The sequence below is a fragment of the Zhouia amylolytica genome (assembly GCF_900116365.1).
In the GTDB taxonomy this organism is placed as follows: Bacteria; Bacteroidota; Bacteroidia; order Flavobacteriales; family Flavobacteriaceae; genus Zhouia; species Zhouia amylolytica.
The window spans coordinates 229437-249491 of record NZ_FPAG01000005.1 but is presented as its reverse complement, the minus strand read 5'-3'; the positions used below and the strand labels follow the sequence as shown (position 1 = coordinate 249491).

Sequence of the window (20055 nt, the reverse complement as noted above, 5' to 3'; positions counted from 1 at the left end):
ATACTTTTTAACATGAATATTTACATCATCAATTCAACAATATATGGGATCATTACAGCTGATATCACTCCGTTAACACACATTGCGAGTCCGCCATATACTCCTGAAACATTACTTAATTCATATGCTTTGGCTGTACCAATGCCATGTGCAGTTGTCCCTAAAGCGACTCCCATTGCGCTATTATTTTTGTTTCCAATGATTTTCAAAAAAACCGGACCAAAAACACTGCCTAAAATACCCGTGAAAATTACAATTCCAGCAGTGACCTCTGGAATCCCCTTTATGGATTGAGCGACCTCTATGGCAATTGGACTTGTTATTGATTTGGGTGCAATGGACTTAATGATTTCCGGTTGGACTTTAAATTGCAACAACAACAGAACTACAGAAACAATCCCTATAATTCCACCGGTGACTACGCTTATCAGAAACGGTTTTAATTGTTTCCACAATTTATTCGAATGTTCATATAATGAAACTCCCAATGCAATAACCGACGGCCCCAACAGCATACTCACCCAGGAGCCTCCATTCCAATAAGCATCAAAATTGATGTCAAGAACATAAAGCGTACCCAAGATGAAAAGCACGGTCCATAGTACTAATCCTGAGGACAAAAAGGAATACTTTTTAATCAACTGCCTGGATGCATAAAAACCCATGAGTGTAATAAAAATTCCTACTATTGGAAGCTCAACATAGTTACTCATTCTTTTCAAATACTTTAAAAAGTTTCATAGTAATGTACATAGCGAGAAAAGTGCTAAGGACTAATGCAATGATAATTTCTGTTAATTTCCCATTTAAAAACTTGTATTGTGTAACTAAACCAACCCCATATGGAACATAGAACAACGACAAATATTTAAGTAAAAAATCTGAGGTAGGTTTTACCTGTTCTAATCTGATCCATTTTAATTTTAAAACCATAAAGATTAACACCATACCTATAATACTGCCGGGAATCGGTAGGTTGAATACCATTTTAACCAATTCTCCTAATAGGAGAAATAAAATGATCAGGATTACAGATATTAACTTGTTTTTATTTTCCATTAATCGCTTTAAATGGATTTACTACGATATTTTCTTCTAACGGCGCAAAGGTGAACATCCAGTTCTGATATGCATTAGTTCCCGGAACCTTTATCAGAATTTCATTCCAGCCTTTCTTTAAAGGAACCATAACAGGTTCCCTTGTCCAATACAACTCTTCGTCTTTCCAGGTAATTTCCTGATCGTCTGCATTCCCCCATCCTGATGTTTTGGACGGTTTCCAACCAGGGTTCTTCCACTCAGGAGCCGGAAGGTTTTCTCCATTAATCCATACATCCCCTCCATGAGCATCCCATGCCCCCTGATCGGGCATACCTCCATAAACTCTATTGGCTCTAAAAGGAGTTTCAAAACCTACCCAAACCGAGATTTCTTTCTCTCCTTCTGCGTAGATGTAGGATAATGCAAAACAGGTTTCTCCGGGTTGAGCATCGGGATAATAACCTCCAAGCTTAAATCTATCTTTAACATAAATGGTATTACCATTAGCTAGTTTATAACGATCCTTTTGATCAAATTTTTCACGAATGGAATTCATAGTCATTTCTATTGCAAGGGAATCCGCAAACTTCATCAATTTCCATTGGTTTTGAGATTGCTCCACATATTGAAAAGGTTTATTTGCAAAATATTTTTCTTTGTGTTGTATAAGATATTTTTCAAAAGCTTGAAAATAGGTATGTTCTGAGGTTCCTGAAAGGGGTATTTTGGTTAAGTATTCTTTAGAAGCCGTTTTGACATCATGGGTCCATGTTTTCCATGCATAGGTTAACATTGATGGATACAGCGGATTAAATCTAATAAAATCATCCTCTTTATCAAGATTAACATCATGCCACATACATAAAATTCCCCCTTGTACCTTATTCGTTGAACCTTTTCCTATAGGTTTGAAAAATAGTTTTGATATGTGAACAAATGGGTCTCCATTATTAATGTAGTTATTCCATGAATCTATTTCTTTATAGGTCTTTTCTTCTATGTGATCTGGCTTCCAGGTTTGTCTTATTACATTATCATTGGCCGGAAGTCCGGGATTCCAGATGATCACTTCACGCTCATTAGCCTCACAGATCGCTACCATTTTGGTGATAAACACTTCAGGATTCTCTATTCTCACCTCATCTGAACCGATATGAATAACAGGGCAAAGTTCTTTAGGAACTTCATCAAAAAACTCATTCAACACCTTTTCGAGAATTTTCATGCCTTCAGGAGATTCCATTTTGTGACCCGTAGCTGTAACAAAAGAATCGCTATGCCCTGGCATATCAATTTCCGGTATTACCTGTATGTGCTTATCTTTTGCATATAAAATTAGCGCTCTGATTTCCTCATAGGTATAAAATGCTCCAGGGTCTCTGGTAGGGCGATGATTTTCGGCTCCGGTTAATTCGGGATAAGCTTTACTTTCAATTCTCCAGGCAGGTCGGTCTGTTAAGTGCCAGTGAAAGGTATTGAGTTTATAATTTGCCATCACATCAAGCTGTGTTTTAAGCAATTCTATACTTTGGAAGTTTCTCCCAACATCAACCATATAACCCCTGATGGGAAATGCGGGTTGATCTTTAATGTTACAAAGCTGAATTCTCGATTTTCCTTTATCATTGGAAATAAGCTGACGCAAGGTTTGCAATGCATAAAATGCACCTGCATCGCCAGATGTTTTAATGGTTATTTTATTTTTTTCTACGTTTAATTCATAACCTTCCAGGGGTACCTCCTCATCTGAAATAAATTTGATTGTTACTTTAGAATGTTTAGAATTTTCAATACCATACTCACTGCAGATGCGTTCAAGCTCAGAAGTAATATTTTTGTTTAATGTGTTTTCTGAAGTTACTTTGAAGCTCAAAAAATTAACCATCTCCAGTCCCCAGACAACTTCTTGAGGGTATGGTATTAATTTAACCGGAGCTGCATGAAGTTCTTCTGCCGAGTAGTTTGTTTCAAAATTTATGTTTTGTCCTTTTAGTTCTGTTGAAAGACTAAAAGTAAGAAGGGAGGCAAATAAAGTGAGAAATAGTTTTTTCATATTATTTGTAAAGGTTATTTAGGGCTGTATCATTTAGGTCTATAAGAAATTCAGCGATAGCATCACTCGTTGCCTTAAAATAAGCAGCTCCTTTTGCTGCAGTCGCTTTTTCAGGGTTCCCTACCCCGGTATCTTTGGTTACGGAAGTCCATTTGCGTTGCGTAGTTACCCAACCTTCTCTCAGGGCCTTAATGGTAAATTGTTTTGCTTCACCCTTACCCGCTTCTTCAAGGGGCAATACTAACTCAGGAAATAAATGCAATATCATTGCGGTTTCCAGTTCTCCTGCATGATCACCCGGGTCATCAAAATAAGCCTTCGCATTGCCCGCATGCCACCAGTTTAATGCACATACAAAAACATCGGGAAATTCAACACTTAATTCCCGAATCATTTGTTTAAAATTATTACCTCCATGAGCATTAACGATGACAAGTTTTTGAATCTTTTGCAAATGCAACACCTGTACGATATCTCTTAAAACTGCATATTGAGTGCTAGGATTCATATTAATGCAAAGGGAAACATCGAGCTGTCCTGTATTGACTCCGAAAGGAACTACTGGGAGCACTATAGGTTTTGCTCCCTGATTCCAGGCTTTTGAAGCTGCTTCTATTGTTACAGATTCCGCCAACATATTATCGGTTCCATAAGGCAAATGATAGTTATGTGCCTCTGTAGCTCCCCATGGTAAAATGGCAACTTCAAAATTCTGGTCTTTTACTTGTTTCCAATTCGTTTCGGCTAATACAAAAGGTCTCATTTTCGTTTATTTTATAAGTTCTTCTATGGCTATTTTTTGAAAATATAAATCTCCGCTGCCCTCATACAAGATTCCTAAATAGTCTTCATCAATTTTGGTTAGGCATGAATAACCATAATTTGATTCTTCATACAATTCAATCTGATATTCTTCCGGCCATGTCATACCATCATCAAAACTTGTTTTTATTGTGATATGGTCTCTCTTCGTTTTTGAATCAGGATTTGAAAAGAATAAAACATGTCCTTTATCCTTCACTTCTGTAGTAATAATGCTGGCCATACAATTAGGTTCTATCAACGCTTTTCGCGAGGTGCTATGTTCGGTCCAGGTAGCACCTAAATCGGTTGTAATTGCCACAGAGCGTCCGTTCTGAGGATCTTTTCTATTCGCTCTGTTTCTATCATCTCTCATATTCAACATCAAACTTCCATCGGTAAGCTGAACCACCTGGGCTTCTGTAGTCTCAGATTTTGCGCCTGTACCCACTTTCCAGGTTTCACCCCTATCTTTACTGTAAATAATCGTAGAATGAGGAATGGCCTCTTTATCTTTAAATTGGGCAGGGAAAACCAATGTTCCATCTTTCATGGTAATTCCCATTCCAGGACCATTAAAGAACAGTTTCCAATCAGGGTTTTTAATTTGTTGTGTTATGTTTATAGGTTCTGACCAGGTTAGCCCGTCATCTTCACTTTTTACTAACATAAACTGGCCGGTTTCTTCCGGAGTCATTCCCTGATCCGATGCCCACCAGGCTCTTTTATCTTTATTTCCATGCAACCATAAGGCCGCAACCCATATAGTGCCTGTATTTTCATCCACCAATACCGCAGGATCTCCAATTCCGTTTTCATCTTGGGGCAAACCACCATATTCTCCCATATCCATAATCACCTTCATCGGTTCCCATGTTTGTCCGCCGTCGGTGCTTCTGCTCATTCCCACATCCACATCTTCCTGAAGATCGACGGCACTGTTATATCTAATATCATATACAGCTATCAATGTTCCGTCTTTAGTAGTAGCTAACCCTGGAATCCTATACGTATCAACATCATCATCGAATTTATTTCTTATCGCTACTCCCAAACGCTGGGCTGGAGCAGGTTCATTTAAAAGATTAAGAACACCACCATTGTTAAATACCATGGTTTCCGGAATAGCTTTAATTTTATTACTTAGTTCGGGAGTTCCATTTAATTTCACAGACAACCAGAAATAATTATTTCCCGGTTCCAGATCTAAGACTCCCTGAAAACTAACTTCTTTAGATATTTCAGATACTGAAGAAAGTAAAGTAGCTTCTTTAAAACTCTCCGTATTAGCATGATAGACAGAAGCTTCACCAATATTCTTTAAGTCTGTTGTTCCTTCAAAGTTTACCAATATCGATTTAACCGGAGCTAGTTCATCCGTTATTTTTTGTTCGTCAACAGTTAAACTGAATTTGAATATTTTGTTTTTCTCTTTATTAACCAAGACCGGTAAAACAAATTGACTTACTTCTGAGGGCTTTACCGCTTCCGCTATTTCCTTTGATTTTTGATTGCTATCACAAGAGGTAAAGGCAATTAATACTGCCGTTAATAAAATATATGTAAACTTCATTATTTAATTAGAATTTAAAGTTAGTTGATTGTTCTATTTTTTCGAAAGTTTTCCAGCATTGAAACATAGCCCTGGGAACGTGGAAACATCCTTTCCATTTCCCTCCTTTAAGGGTTAGTAATGGTTTTCCTGCTCTATTAAGATAACCAAACCACTCACCATTATCGGGATCCGCAAAATGGGACCAGGCATAGTTATGTACCTTTTCATACCAATCTAAAACTCTTTGGTCTCCTGTATGCTCATATGCTTTTGCCAGTGCCACTAAAGTTTCCAAATGGACCCACCATAATTTCTGATCCCATTCCAGTTGTTGTGGCGGGTTTCCTTTTACATCCATAAAGTAATAAATTCCACCAAACACTTTATCCCAACTATACTCCAATATGGTTATAATGGTTTGTACTGCTTTATTAATTAATTGAGTATCACCATTTCTACTTCCGATATCAATCATGAACCACATGGCTTCAATTCCATGTCCGGGGTTAAGCAATCTTCCCTCAAAATTATCAGAAAAAGAACCATCTGGATTTACGTTTTCATGAATCAGGCCGGAATCCTTTTGGAGGAATACATTCATGACTTCATTTACACTAAAATCAATGGTCTCCTCCACCTCTTTTTGACTTAACACATCTTCCAACTCCAACACTAAATTAGATAAAATCATGGGTAAGGAAAACCCTTTAAGGGGCCTTACACCTGTCCTTTTTTCGTACTTTCCTTTCGGATCATCTTTCTTTTTTAAAATATTAAGATACGTGTTTCTGGCTAACTCTTTATAGCCTTCATCTTTTGAAGCTTTGGCATACTGAGCAAAAGCCATGGCTGCAAAACAATCCGAAAAAATATTGTAGGGTTGCACTAGTGGTCTACCGTCCTGGGTAGTTGCAAAATAGAAGTTCCCATCTGTATCCATTGCTTTCTCTTTAAGAAAAGAAACACCAGATTCAGCTACTTTCAACCAATCTTCTTTAGCTTCCACATTATTGAATAACATAGAAAACATCCAGGCCTGCCGACCTTGCAACCAAATAAATTTATCGGTATCGTAAACCTTTCCATTCTGATCAAGACAGGTAAAATAACCTCCAAATTTATGATCGACAGAATGTCGTTCCCAAAAAGGTATTACGTCATTTAAAAGTGTATTTTTATAATGTTCAGAATATTTCATATCTTTATTATGTATGACATAAAACAAAAATAATATATTCTTTTAATAATCAAGCATTAAATTTGTTAAATACATAAAAGTTTAGTGAATCTTATTGTACTTATAGTAACAATACTATTTTTGCTATGTTTCCCTAAACAAAACAGTACAATTTTAATGTGATAAGGTTTGAATCATGAAAAAATCAGATAAAATACAGCCCATTGACACCCTTTCTCTTGTTGACAAAGTTGAGCTTCGTTTGATGCAGTACTTTAAGGAGAATAACCTTAAACCTGGAGACCCCATTACGAAGGAACTTGATCTGGCAGCATCATTAGGCGTTAGTCGCACTGTGGTTAGAGAAGCCTTACTTCGCTTACGAACCCTGGGATTTATTGAATCCAAGAAACACAAGGGAATGACTTTCAAAGAACCTGATATCATCAATAATTTTGAAAGAATCCTGGATCCGAATTTACTTGGAAATAAGACCTTAAAAAGTCTTTTTGAACTTCGGTTAATTTTAGAAATGGGCATGGCTGATTTTCTTTTTCAATATAAAACGGAAGAAGATCTTGAAGAGTTAGAGCGTATTGTTGAAGAAGAGGAAGCAACCAGTTATGACAAGACTGTTTTTTCACTTGATAAAGAAATAGCATTTCATGCCAAACTTTATCAAATATCAAAAAACACCACTTTACAACGATTTCAGGATCTATTACTACCTGTTTTTGAATACCTATACCAGCAAGATGAGTTTATGAATAACGGGCGTTATGAATATTCTTCCGGACAATTTGTTACGCATCGTATGTTGCTAGACAATTTAAAAGTTGGTACTCCTGAGACTTTCAGAAATGCTATGCGACGTCACCTTGAACCTCATTTTGACAGGGTGTTTCACGATAAGCATATGTAACTAATAAAAGCTTAAATATTTCCAATAAAAAAGGAGACTGATAAAATATCAGCCTCCTTCTCAACCAAATTAATAAAAAACTAAACTAACTCTGTGTAAATAAACTTCGCATGTTATTCATATCCAGGGGTTTGTTCTAAAGCAGGGTTTCTTCCGATCATATCAGGTGTTATCGGCAGTAAAAGTTTATAAGCTTCTGAAGCCGGCAAAGTTTCTACCTCATCAAAAATATAACTACCACCGGCCCTTCTTAGGTCCCACCATCTCTTTCCTTCTCCCACAAACTCTTTTAATCGCTCATCGAGGATGGCTTTTGTATTATCATCTTGAGAACCATTAACGTAAGCGTGAGTTAATGCATCGTAATTTTCACCATATGCACGTTGTCTTACGGCATTAATTTCTGCAGATGGATCTTCACCCAGGCGGTTTTTAGCCTCGGCCAGCAACAACAAAACATCAGCATATCTGTATACAGGAACATTATTCGTTGAAATTCGAACTCCTGCTACTACCTCTCCTAAAAATTTAGATAAAATAGAGGCACTGTATTCGTCTACCAACTGATATGGATAATAATTTCCTGCATCATTTGAGTAAAGTCTTGTAAAAGTGGCGTCTCTACGCGTATCCAAAGTATCATCTAAGGCCAGCAATAACTTTTCTGAAGGTCCATAACGGTTCCCTCCATTGGCTACAAAATCAGCATATGAATTCCCGCGATCATCCCAGGTTTGATTAATTTCGGTGGAACGTCCGGTAAACAAGCCAGTGTAAAAATTCCCAGCCTGATCCTGCTGGTAATCGATAGCAAAGATAAATTCGTCGTTAGCTTCATTAGCTACACTGAACATATCTTCAAAGCCAGATTCAAGAGCAAAGCCCATACTCCCAATTTGTTGGAGTGCATTTTTTGCTTCAGTGTAATCCGTACTTCCTCCATTAAGAAGGGTTCCAGACCAAATGTATACATCACCTTTCAATGCTAAGGTGGCTGCTTTAGACCAATAGACATTACTTCCCTGCCAGAAGGAATTATCAGAACCAAATGCATCTAAAGAACTTTGAATATCTGCTTTAATCTGAGCCATTAACTCTTCCTGAGAAGCTCTTGGCTTGCTTAACTCATCGGGATTAACAGAAAGTAATGGTTCTGTAGTAATAGGTACACCTCCCCATGTTTTCAACATGGTGTAGTAATAAAAAGCCCGAATACCGTATACCTGACCTTTCAAATGTCTTTTATCGATTTCACTGGCGAATGGAACATTCTCAATATTATACAGAAAATCATTTATCCTGTGAATATGACTATAAAACCCAGCCCAATTAGCAAAAGGTACCTGGGTGGTATTTATAATCTGATTGATCAAATTTAAATTACTGGGTGACTCAAAAGTTCGCCCCCCATAAAAGTCGCTACGAACTTCTCCCATTACCCAAAAAGTAGAAGCCCCTCCTCTGAACGTTGAATAAATTCCTGATTGTGCAGCTCTAGCGGCTTCTTCAGTATCCCAAAATCCATTGTAGGTAAGATCACTTATTGGCTCTAATTCAATTTCTTTTTCACAAGAAGTGAAAAGCATTACAGCCGTTATTATGAATATATACTTTTTCATGGTTAATTATTTTTAAAATGTTACGTTTAATCCCAAGGTAAAAGTTCTTGGTAATGGAAATCTACCGGTGTCAAAACCTCCACTTTCAGGTGCTGCTCCGGAATAACCACTGATATAGGCCAAATTGGATCCGGTTGCATACAGTCTTAAGTTTTTAATAAAATTGTCAAAAACTGTAGTTGGAACGTTGTAGCTTAAAGTTACTTCACGAAGAGCGAAGTAATCTCCTTTTTCCCAATACCTGCTTGAGCCTCTTTTATGATTAGCCTGGGGATCCGTAAAATCATATCTAGGTACGTTGGTTTGTGTATTTTCCGGAGTCCATGAGTTTAAAACTTCCACTGGTGAATTCTGGTTACCCTGTACCTGCGACATTCCTCTAACACGTAAGTCATTCTGAATGATATGACCGGTTGCAAAATCTGTCTTTACGAATAAGTTAAAATTCTTATAAGACAGGTCTGAAGTAAATCCTCCAATAAAATCAGGTGTTGTTCTTCCCAATACCTCTCTATCGTATGAATTAATTACATTATCACCATTGACATCCTTCCAGGCCACATCGCCGGGATAACGCTGTGTAGGGTTTCGCAGGAATGCATCTTCCCTGGTGGCATGCTCATCAACCTCTTCCTGATTGGCATATACATATTCTTGTACATACCCAACAACTACATCGTATCCTACGCGCTCGCCTTCCTGAAGACCACCAACCCATACAAGCTCTCCTTTGTTCGGATCCCAGATCTGTGTTCCGCCTTGTCTGTTCTTCTCATTATCATTCTCAGGTAACTTATGAGCAAAACTCTTTTGTGTAAAAAAGGTTGCACCCAGGTTCCACTTTAGATCCTGACCATCTAACACTCTGGCATTAAGTTCAAGCTCTAAACCTTTATTCCTCAAGGTACCGTTGTTTGTAGTTATACTGCTAAAGCCAGTCCATAGCGGCAGGGTTAATCCGGCTAACTTATCCTTTACATCTTTTATGTAATAATCTGCCAATAGACTGATTCGATTATTGAAAAACCCTAAATCGAATCCCATATTAAGGGTTGTAGAACGCTCCCATCTCAAGTCCAGAAGTGGCAGTGATGTATTTGCATATCCGGTCTGCCCGTTATAAGTTCCGGTATCACTATAAGTTCCGAAAACTGAGAAGTTTCCAAAATTATCTACATTACCATTCACCCCATAACTTACTCTTGGTTTTAAGGTACTCACCACTTCACCTATTTTGGAATCTTTAAGGAAGGGCTCATTATGTAAATTCCATCCTAAGGATGCACCCGGGAAGAAACCGTATTTATCATTCCCTAATCTGGAAGCACCATCTCGTCTGAAGGTCAACCCGAGAAGTAATCGGTTATCGTAGTCATAATTTACCTGACCGAAGGTTGATACAATTGAATAATAGGTTTTATAAGAAGAAGGAACACCCGCCGCCTCGGCTCCGGCATTCATCGTGACAATTAAATCGGTGGGAGATAAACGGTTCCTTGCATTAAAATTAAAGAAATTTTCTTTAAAATATTCAGCACCCAGAATCGCGTCTACATTATGATTTTCGCCAAAGGTCTTTTTATAGTTGAACATTGCCGTTAGTTGATTTCTCATGGTACGACTATGACTGGCTGAAGCTTCTCTCACCGTATTCAGAGAACCTGCATTAAGATAGGCCTTATTGAATGATTCGTTTGAATTATTTATCGTAAAATGACTTCCTCTCAAGGTAAACCTTAAATCTTCATATATATCCCAATCCAGGTTAACTGAAGCCGTTAAGCGTTGCTCTAAATTTTCTCTAATGAACTTATCCTTATAATATAATGGGTTTCCGAAACTAACATTAGTTCCCGGATTATATTCATTGCTTAAACTACCATCAGGATTATTATTATAAATTCTTGATGTAGGTGGCTGTCCTGCCGCTCTCTGAAATACCCAATTATCATTGTTAAGGTATGTGCCATTATATTTAGAATGTGCATAAAGAACGTTTGAAGATACCTTAACATTATCCAATACCTTATATGAGCCATTAAAAGTACCTGAATACCTTTCGAATCCGGAACCAAAAACAAGTCCTTCATTATCCAAATATCCTAAACTCAAATAATAAGTTCCTTTATCGTTTCCTCCATCAAATGAAAGGGTATGGTCGCTTATAGAACTATCCTGGAAAAACAACTCAGACATATCATTAGCCTGAAACAATAAAGTACGTGTAGGATCTACCGGATCGGCTACTGTTTGCCACCCCGGATAATTTAAAAGATACCTGTTACTATCCGTTAAAATTTGAGTTGTGAACGGTGAATCTGTAGTATTATTACCGATCCCCATTCCCTGGGCTCCATCTAAAAACTGCTGAAAACCCCCAGGATAAATTCGCTGGTAATTTAAAATAGCCTGTCTGTTGTAAGTAATATAATCTTTAGCACTCAAATAATCGAAACCTGTTCTCAGTTTATTAATTGAGTATTTATGTCTATAAGTAATACTCGATCTACCTTCTTTACCCTTCTTGGTTGTAACCAGGATTACTCCGTTTGCAGCTCTAGCACCATAAATAGCAGTTGAAGCAGCATCTTTTAATACTTCGATAGACTCAATATCATCAGCGTTAAGAGCGAAAAATGAGCCCGGTACTCCATCGATTAAAATCAACGGATTACCCCCGCCTCCAAAAGCGGTACCTCCTCTCAACTGAATGGCAGGAGTTGCACCTGGCTGACCCGTGGTCTGTGTTACCCTTAATCCAGCAACCGTACCTTGTAATGCGGTAGCTGCGTTAGAAACTGACGCACTTTCTAACACCTGGGTATCTAATTTAGAAACCGAGGTTGCCATGGTATTCCTTTTTTGGGTAGAATACCCTGTAACCACCACTTCGTCTAAAGTAGAGGTGTCTGCCGCCAGGGTTACGTTAAATTCGGTTTTAACTCCTACTTTAATTGATTGTGTGGTGTACCCCACATAGCTTATGACTAAAATGTCATCCTGGCTTGCCTGAATAATAAAATTTCCGTCAAAATCTGTTTGAGTTCCATTCGTCGTTCCCTTAATAAGGATGGTTGCTCCAGGAAGCGGCGTACCATTCTCATCTACTACAGATCCTTTCAATTCTTTTTGTTGTGCATAAATTCCTGTCACCAACAACATTGCGAAACAGAAAATCCCGCGCCCCTTAGTCCGAAAGACTTTTTCTAAGGACAGAATCTTTACCTTAATTTGTCTCAAAAAATAATTCATAAAAAATTGTTTGGTTAATAAATAATTAATGATGGTTAGCAATTAAATTGTATTATGTACTACATATATTTATAAAAATTTTTAGTTATACTTAGAGAAGTTTGGAGCTGTCAATCCATATTCCTCCATTTTAAGCTGTGCATTTTTTAAATCCTTTTCAGACAGTGTTGCATGCGGAAATCTGCTTGGGCCACAATCTACCCCCAAAAGCTTCATAAAGCTTTTACCCGCACCATTGAATCCTCCGTATCCATCCAAGATCTGAACGAATTGAACAGCCATGTTCTGCAGCTCATTAGCTCGTTGATAGTCTTTTAATTCAAACACTCTATATATATCGGTATACAAAGGTGCCAAATGATTATATGTGCTTCCCACCCAGCCTTGCCCTCCCAGACTCAGGCTATTTACAAACATCTCATCTATACCGAAAAAAAGTTCCAGGTCCTTGCCCTCTTTACGCTTATACTGTAAGCACTGCTGAAAATCAACAAAGTCATTATGCGTAAACTTGACCCCTCTGAAATTTGGAATTTCCTCATAAGCCAGTTGAACAAAATCGTGCATTTTAAAATAAGTTCCGGATAATACCGGAATATGATAGTAGTAAAATGGAAGTTGAGGAGCTGCTGCAGCTACTTCTTTACAATATTGAACCAATTGATCTAAAGTACGTACCTTAAAATAATAAGGCGCAATTACTGCTATACCGTCAGCAAGACCGGCTGAATGTCGGGCTAGTTCAACAGCTTCAAGAAGTGAAGTATGACCAACGTGATTAATCACCTGAAAGCCTTCACTCCTATGGGCACTCCATGCCTTCATGATATTCTTACGTTCATTGGTGCTCAACGAAACAAAGTCTCCAGTAGAGCCATTAATAAAGGCTCCCTTTATATTATTAAATTTTAAAAAGTCTCCATATCCCTCAATAACCTCAAGGTTTAAACTTAAATCGCTATGCATCGGAGCATAGGTAGCAGCTATCAAATTCATTTTAATGTATTATGTATTACATATACAAAAGTATTAAAATTTATTATTTATCATAATTTTTCATAAAAAATTTAAAGATTCGTGTTTAATGAAGTCATTTGAAGATAAAGTAAAAAATGCTCGTAATAGTGGACTATACCCATGTATAGTCCTGATGAAGTATTAAAACGATAGTTTTGAATCAGGTCAATGGATGCTTTCAAAAAGCTGCAAGCCTGAGCAATAAAAATAATCTAATGATACGAAAACATCATGACCTCCTTTTATGTATAACTATTAAATCATAATCAAGCTAAATCAGTATTCTATTTACGTAGTTGACTATTGGCTATTTTATAATGATATAGCTATAATCATTTGCCGGAACCTGAACTGAAATATCCATGCTATAGTCTCTGTTTAATTTAACTTTGGTTTTATAGCCTCCTTTCATTTCGATAGCAGCTCTATCTTTAATTCCGGTATAATACAATGGTACATTTATATGCTTTGTAATAACCTTATTCGTAGGATTAAATACCATAAGAAGTCCTTTCTCTTCACCTTCGGGATTCACATTCAACCAATAATCAAGATCATAGCCATTGGCTCTTTTTAAATGAATTAAATCTCCTTCCAAAACTTCTCTATGCTTTTTATACCAGTTAACCATTTTTTTTACCATTTGTTCAGTAGCCGGAGTGTCGTATAATCGAGGTCCTCTGTAACACGCCTGTACTCCTGCTCCCAGGTTATTTGCCATCATCATTTCATAGTGATCCAAATGCTCATTTAAAGGTTCTATCGTTGCTGCAGCTCCTCCACCGTGATATTCGGTTAATGGCACAAACATCCACCCCATAGAGGAGGTTTTCTCCCAGGTGCCATCAAAGATGTTCTGACGTGCATGAATTAGCTGTTGTTCTCTTGGCAAGCTCCAATTTACTTCGCGGTATCCCATTGCACATTTATTTCCACCAGCCATATAATAAAAATCCGGGATATTCAGGTAAATCCCTTTAGAACGGCACCATTGATAGAACTCAGCTATCCTCCGATATTGGTTCCATCGTGAGTCCTCCAAACCCTTGTGACCTGGATGTTGATGAGAAGTACAGATATCACCCGGGTAAGACCCATCATGTTCTAACAATGCAAACCCTGAAGATTCATAAAACTTATATAATTTTTCAAAATACGTCTGTCCCCATGTACTCTCAAGGCAAGGAGAGTTTCCGAAGGTAGGTCGTTCCCCCGGTGGCATAACCACGTCATTTCCACCCCCAACACGTCTTGAAGCGAGCAGTGAATATCCGCCAATTTCAATGCCTTTACTTTTCGCATAATCGGCATATTTCTTCATTTTATTTAAATACTCTTCACTGTCGTCTTCAATATTGAATCCACTTCCAAAGGTTAATATCACCATCTCAAAACCGACTTCTGCAGCCTGATCTATGGCCTTTTTAACCCTGTCCCAATCGGCAAATCTAGCATGCATCATTAATGGATTTTCAGTCGTCCACGGTGCTAAAGTTCGATACATCTTTCTTAATGCCAAACCTTGTCGTTCTCTATCGTAAGAGTCATGAAGAAGTACAAACGTACGGAAAGAAGTAAAGGTTTCTCCTTTCTTTACTAATTGATCAGGACCTAATTCAGGACCAACATCCAGTAAACAAGGGGTTTTCCTTAAATAGTTCACCTGGGTTTCATAATCCGGATCCGTGGTCCATCTTACGGCATGATGATTGGCATCCTTTACAGACATACTTGCAAAAGCATAATCGGTTTCTACATGAATATTCGGTTCTGGAATTTCATATTCCCTGTCCTCTACTTGTGAAGCGTATTCAACTGCCGCTATAATCTCACTGGTAAATTTATTAACTGTAATATCTTTATCTCCCAGGTTTTCGATACTAATCCATTTAGCGATTACCGGAAGGCCATCATAAACCTCATAATGAACAGAAAGCTTCAAATCTTCTTTACTAAGGTCATTATTTACAACCTCTGAAACTTCCCCATAAGCTGCATAATCCATCACTTGTAAACGCACCAATTCACCTTCATTATTTTCAGCGTCGAGATCTTCTCCCTTTCCATTCGTCTTTCCAATTCGAACTTTTTGAGGCATACTTTCAAACACATCAAGTTCCGCAACTGAAATCCACGATCCCCCTTTTCGCTTAGCTTCACAATAAATCTTGTCATCAGTAATACGATATCTCAGACTCCACGGCATACTAATATCCAATGACTGACGACCACCGGCAGCCTTATGTGACTTTTCACCATCCCATAAGCCAAACATAGCAATTCCATCATCATAGGTATTACCGCCTGGACGTATATAAAATTTTACCGTTTTATCAGGCCATACCAGGGTAATACCCGGACCAAACTCCATCGATTTATCGGTACCTAAATTAAAAGTAGCCTCAATAATTCTTGTAGATGGATCAACCGCTCTTTCTGCATAAACAGCCGTATTAGCCGGGGTGTAAATTTCTCCAATTTTACCTTCATTTTGAAAAGATGACCGCTCATGAGAATTGGAGTAAAAAACACTCCATGAGTCATCTAATGTTCTAAAATCCGTCTGATACTTTAAGGGTCTGGAAAAATCACTCGGAAGAAGCCCATTCCCTTTTATCAAACCTTCATAACCGGGTAATTCATAATCCATCCTCAAATGAATGCCTTTAGGTGGCCATGGGGTATTACTATTTCTTGCATACCGTACTTGTCTCCACTCAAATGGAGCTTTTGGTTCACTGATTTCGTATCCAACAAATTGCATGGAGGAAGGATCTGATGTCATATCATTGAGCCATTCCGGATTTAAAAAAGCATAATTAGGCTGTCCTTTCAAGCCTCCAACATCATATTTAATTCCATTAATAGTTACTCTTGCCTCTGGTTTCACTCCTCTCAAAAATGATTCTCCACTACTAACATTTTCTAATTTTATAGTAGCAGCATTGGGTTGTAATCTAAACACACGCTTTACCAGGCCGTTAGATATTTCAAGCTCATTCACCTGTTTATTCTCATAAACTTGTGTCCTGTATGAGTTGTTGTTGATTAACCAGTCAGTCTGCGCTAATATTGATAATGGTAATAAAAGAAAAGCAACTATTCCAATAAAAAGTCTTCGTGTAAGCATTTCAAAATTTGAGTTGGTGTTAATTTTAAATTATCTGTGTAATGCTATAAAAATATTATTTTTATTATGAGGAAAAAAAATTCAACCTATAGTATTTTAAGTTTTTAAAACATCAGAGTCTATATCGCTATCCTAAATAAAAACAACAAACTGAATAACAAAATATTACAAATAGATAAATCAATTTAAAATATTCTGTAAACCTTTCGATTTCTGAATTAAGAGTCAACCCAATTTTTACTTAAACGAAAGTTTTAAAATAAAATTAGTCAGTATTTGACTGGTTTTACTGCATTAACCTTGTTTCAAAAGGGTGGTACTTTTCATTCCTTAATCGCTCAATTAACTAATAATTTGATTCCTCCATATGTCAATATCAAATTTAAAAGTTAAACCTGGATGATTATAAATTGAAATTATACTACCTTTAAAGTAAAGCGATTAAAAATCACAGTTGTTTCCTTTACCAAAATATAAATTATCTAAAGTGACTAAGCTATTTAGTTTGCTGGCTGTGCTAATTCCTTATTTTTTATATTCGCAAGCCTTTAAAAATTCTCTTGATTTAGCATCGCCAGAGAAAGTATACCTTCAACTGTCCTCAAAAGTCTATGCGATAGATGAAGAAATATGGTTTAAAGCTATTGTTACAGATGCCAAACATCACACGAATGAAATATATAGTAGTTTACTTTATGTAGAATTAATTGATGCTGAGGGTCAGATCATCGATCAAAAAAAATTAAAATTATCAATGGGAATAGGATACGGATCCTTCCTATTAAATGAGAACCTCTCAGATGGTCGTTATCTTATTAGAGCTTATACCCGGTGGAATAGAAATTTTGGTAAAGACTTTATTTACGAATCTTATATCAACCTGATTTCTAACACAAAAGATAATACAAACAAACTCATAGACTCCCTTTTAATCGTAGAAGACAATTCAAACAATTATCTATTGAAAGGCAGGCTACTTCCGGAAAGTACCTCCAAATCAAAATCAGAAAATCTAATGGTTCATTTAAAGTGGGAAAATGGACAGGATTCATTCAAAATAAAAGCAAAAAAGGAACCGTATTATCAATTTGAGCATGAGATTAACAGTCGTCCCGATTGGATAAGCGTCTCTATCAATGAAATGGGAATAAGACAAAAAGAATCGATCGTTCTTAAAAACTCAATTGATCTACAGTTTTTTCCGGAGGGTGGCCGTCTTATTCACGGCGTCCATAATAAAGTAGGCTTCAAAGCCATAGATGTTAGCGGAAAAGGAATCTTTGTAAAGGGGGGGATTTATGATCAAAGTGAACAATTAATTTGCAGTTTTGACAGTAATCACCTAGGTATGGGGGTCGTTTCTTTTCAACCGGATTCTAACAGAACTTATCATGCCAAAATACTATCTAAAGATATTCAAAACGACAGAATCTATGCACTACCTCCTGTCATGGCAAAAGGTTCAATATTATCAATATCCAGAATTAATAAGCATATAAGACTGAATGTATTTTCGAGCCTGAAGACCACCGATTATATTCATATTAAAATCTCCTGTCGGGGAGTCGATTACTATTTAATCGAAGGTCCTTTAAAAAATGGTTATTTGACGAAGGATTTCTTAGCTGAAAAACTCCCGGAAGGCATTCTTGTGTTTACCTTAATGGATAAGTCAATGCGGCCTGTTTCTGAACGATTATTTTTCAACAGCACAAGTAAGCATCGATTAAATTTTAGTCTGAAGTCTGATAAAAGTTTATATACACAAAGAGAACCATTAAATATAAAGGTTAAACGTTCTCAAAACGAAACCATAGCTTCAAAAGCTGATATGTCTGTATTGGTCATTAATAAAAAGCTCTGGAATATTACAAAATTCGAGAGCATCCGATCTTATTTTTTATTAAGTTCAGAACTTCGAGGAGCCATTGAAGAACCTGATTTTTATTTTAGAGGAAATGAATCTAATCGAATTGAGGATCTTGATGCCTTATTGTTAACTCAGGGATGGCGTAATTATAAATATCCTGTACAGAAAACTACACAGCGGTTCTTCCGGCCGGAAAATAATATTTCGGTTAACGGGCACGTAATTTCTAATAACCATAAATCATCTCCTAAAAACATAAACGTTAGTCTCATAACTTTTGGGAAGAACCCTTCCTTTTATAACGCTGTAACTGATAGTATCGGAAGGTTCGAATTCCCTCTTTACAACACCTCCAATCGTGAAATGAGAATTCTTCTGAGCGCGAAGGATTCCACAGGAAATTCCAATTACAACATTGTATTAAATACTACTGATCCTCCAGCTATATCGTTTAATCATAAGCCGGATTTTAGCGAAACAGGTTTTACGATAAAAGCAGCTAAAACATTATACAGGCAAAGAAATATATCATACCAGGCTATGAACCTTCCAAATGATGTTACAGCATTAGAAGAAGTCGTGGTCTCTGAACGCAGATTAACTCCACTACAGCTTAAATTGAATAAAAAATATGGGGCTCCGGATGTGATAATATCAGGTAACGAAATCAAAAAGAAAGAAAAAAAATGGTCTTACGGACTTTATAGCATTCTACTCTTTAACTATGGAGATCAAATAGAAGTTGAGAATTTTTCGGATGGATTCATGCTTGCTCATATTCGCGGCGGACGTGGGGAACCTACGCTTCTTATGGCTGATGGCAGATTACTTGAAAAACATGAATATGACAATGTTCCACATATATCTCCAGATATTATTGAACGGATCGAATTAATTAAATATGCCAAATTCTTTAAATCACATTTCTTAAAAGTATTTCCTGAAACCAATCCTTTAGAGGCACCTCCATTGGGGCACATAATCTCTATTGTGACTAAAGAAGGTAAGGGTATTTATGCATCCCGAAAGCCTCAACCCGGTACCATTCATTCTTCCATTAAGGTATTTGACACGGTTAAGGAATATTATACCCCTAAGTACACTACTTTTTCCGAAAAGGAATCTGATATTGGTGATTATCGATCATTGATTTACTGGAATCCAAGTATTTCTATACAACCCGGTGAAACCAAAACTATAGATTTTTTTAATGGAGATATAACTGGTAAACACCTCATTATTGTAGAAATGATCACAGAAGATGGACGTATAGGTTATCGAGAACTTCCGTACGAGGTTATTTCTAAAATTCCTTGATCTAAAAGAGTCGCTCAATTTCCAAATTCACTTTCAACTCCTTGGTTTTAATATATTATCCTATAAAATACTAAGTAGACATGTTACCAAGGTGGATAATTCTACTCCTTAAAACAAAGTTCATAACATTAGGCAATTCGTTATTTTTCTTTATAATTTTGAAGCTCTTATAGTGTAAAATACCCGATAATCAATAAGGCAATTAATAAGTACCACTCATAGATTTATTTATATTTTGGAACACCGATTTTATTCAAAGTCAAAAAACAAACAAAATCAAATTCAATTATTCATTGCTCTT

The 20055-nt window shown here is 36.9% G+C and carries 12 protein-coding genes; 2 read left to right on the top strand and 10 right to left on the bottom strand.

Going from position 1 to position 20055, the window contains the following annotated elements; genetic code table 11:
* Nucleotides 1-20 precede the first annotated feature (20 nt).
* The 6 genes from BM361_RS09710 to BM361_RS09685 are packed head-to-tail and all read right to left on the bottom strand — an operon-like array spanning nucleotide 21 to nucleotide 6648.
* Nucleotides 21-713 carry an LrgB family protein gene (locus tag BM361_RS09710; RefSeq protein WP_074978521.1) on the bottom strand — a complete coding sequence of 231 codons (693 nt, stop codon included), beginning with the start codon at nucleotides 711-713 and terminating at the stop codon, nucleotides 21-23.
* Nucleotides 706-1059, bottom strand: a complete 354-nt coding sequence (locus BM361_RS09705) for a CidA/LrgA family protein (RefSeq protein ID WP_038262659.1) — start codon at nucleotides 1057-1059, stop codon at nucleotides 706-708. Before BM361_RS09705 ends, BM361_RS09710 begins: the two co-directional genes overlap by 8 nt.
* On the bottom strand, nucleotides 1049-3094 hold the full coding sequence (locus tag BM361_RS09700; protein ID WP_074978520.1) for a family 20 glycosylhydrolase: 2046 nt from the start codon (nucleotides 3092-3094) through the stop codon (nucleotides 1049-1051). Before BM361_RS09700 ends, BM361_RS09705 begins: the two co-directional genes overlap by 11 nt.
* A 1-nt stretch (nucleotide 3095) precedes the next feature.
* Nucleotides 3096-3857 carry a creatininase family protein gene (locus BM361_RS09695; RefSeq protein ID WP_074978518.1) on the bottom strand — a complete coding sequence of 254 codons (762 nt, stop codon included), beginning with the start codon at nucleotides 3855-3857 and terminating at the stop codon, nucleotides 3096-3098.
* A gap of 6 nt (nucleotides 3858-3863) precedes the next feature.
* Nucleotides 3864-5468 carry a sialidase family protein gene (locus BM361_RS09690; protein WP_074978517.1) on the bottom strand — a complete coding sequence of 535 codons (1605 nt, stop codon included), beginning with the start codon at nucleotides 5466-5468 and terminating at the stop codon, nucleotides 3864-3866.
* Nucleotides 5469-5475: 7 nt separating this feature from the next.
* The gene (locus tag BM361_RS09685; RefSeq protein WP_074978516.1) at nucleotides 5476-6648 is read right to left on the bottom strand and encodes a n-acyl-d-glucosamine 2-epimerase; all 1173 of its coding nucleotides are present in this window, start codon (nucleotides 6646-6648) and stop codon (nucleotides 5476-5478) included.
* 175 nt (nucleotides 6649-6823) lie between these two features.
* On the opposite strand from BM361_RS09685, the gene BM361_RS09680 reads away from it, so the two are divergent.
* Complete coding sequence (locus tag BM361_RS09680; RefSeq protein ID WP_038262648.1) at nucleotides 6824-7549, top strand: FadR/GntR family transcriptional regulator; 726 nt, start codon at nucleotides 6824-6826, stop codon at nucleotides 7547-7549.
* Nucleotides 7550-7662: 113 nt separating this feature from the next.
* Here the strand turns inward: BM361_RS09680 and BM361_RS09675 are convergent, their stop codons facing one another.
* From BM361_RS09675 to BM361_RS09660, 4 genes are all read right to left on the bottom strand, one after another.
* The gene (locus tag BM361_RS09675) at nucleotides 7663-9168 is read right to left on the bottom strand and encodes a RagB/SusD family nutrient uptake outer membrane protein (protein WP_074978514.1); all 1506 of its coding nucleotides are present in this window, start codon (nucleotides 9166-9168) and stop codon (nucleotides 7663-7665) included.
* Between the two features lie 12 nt (nucleotides 9169-9180).
* Entirely contained in the window at nucleotides 9181-12420 is a 3240-nt protein-coding gene (locus BM361_RS09670) for a SusC/RagA family TonB-linked outer membrane protein (protein ID WP_083425914.1), read from the bottom strand.
* Nucleotides 12421-12501: 81 nt separating this feature from the next.
* Nucleotides 12502-13416 (bottom strand): dihydrodipicolinate synthase family protein, encoded by a 915-nt coding sequence (locus tag BM361_RS09665; protein WP_074978512.1) that lies wholly within the window; start codon nucleotides 13414-13416, stop codon nucleotides 12502-12504.
* A 328-nt stretch (nucleotides 13417-13744) separates the two neighbouring features.
* Complete coding sequence (locus BM361_RS09660; protein ID WP_074978511.1) at nucleotides 13745-16567, bottom strand: hypothetical protein; 2823 nt, start codon at nucleotides 16565-16567, stop codon at nucleotides 13745-13747.
* A gap of 487 nt (nucleotides 16568-17054) precedes the next feature.
* Between BM361_RS09660 and BM361_RS09655 the strand changes: the two genes are divergently transcribed.
* Entirely contained in the window at nucleotides 17055-19754 is a 2700-nt protein-coding gene (locus BM361_RS09655; RefSeq protein WP_139226690.1) for a hypothetical protein, read from the top strand.
* Nucleotides 19755-20055 lie beyond the last annotated feature (301 nt).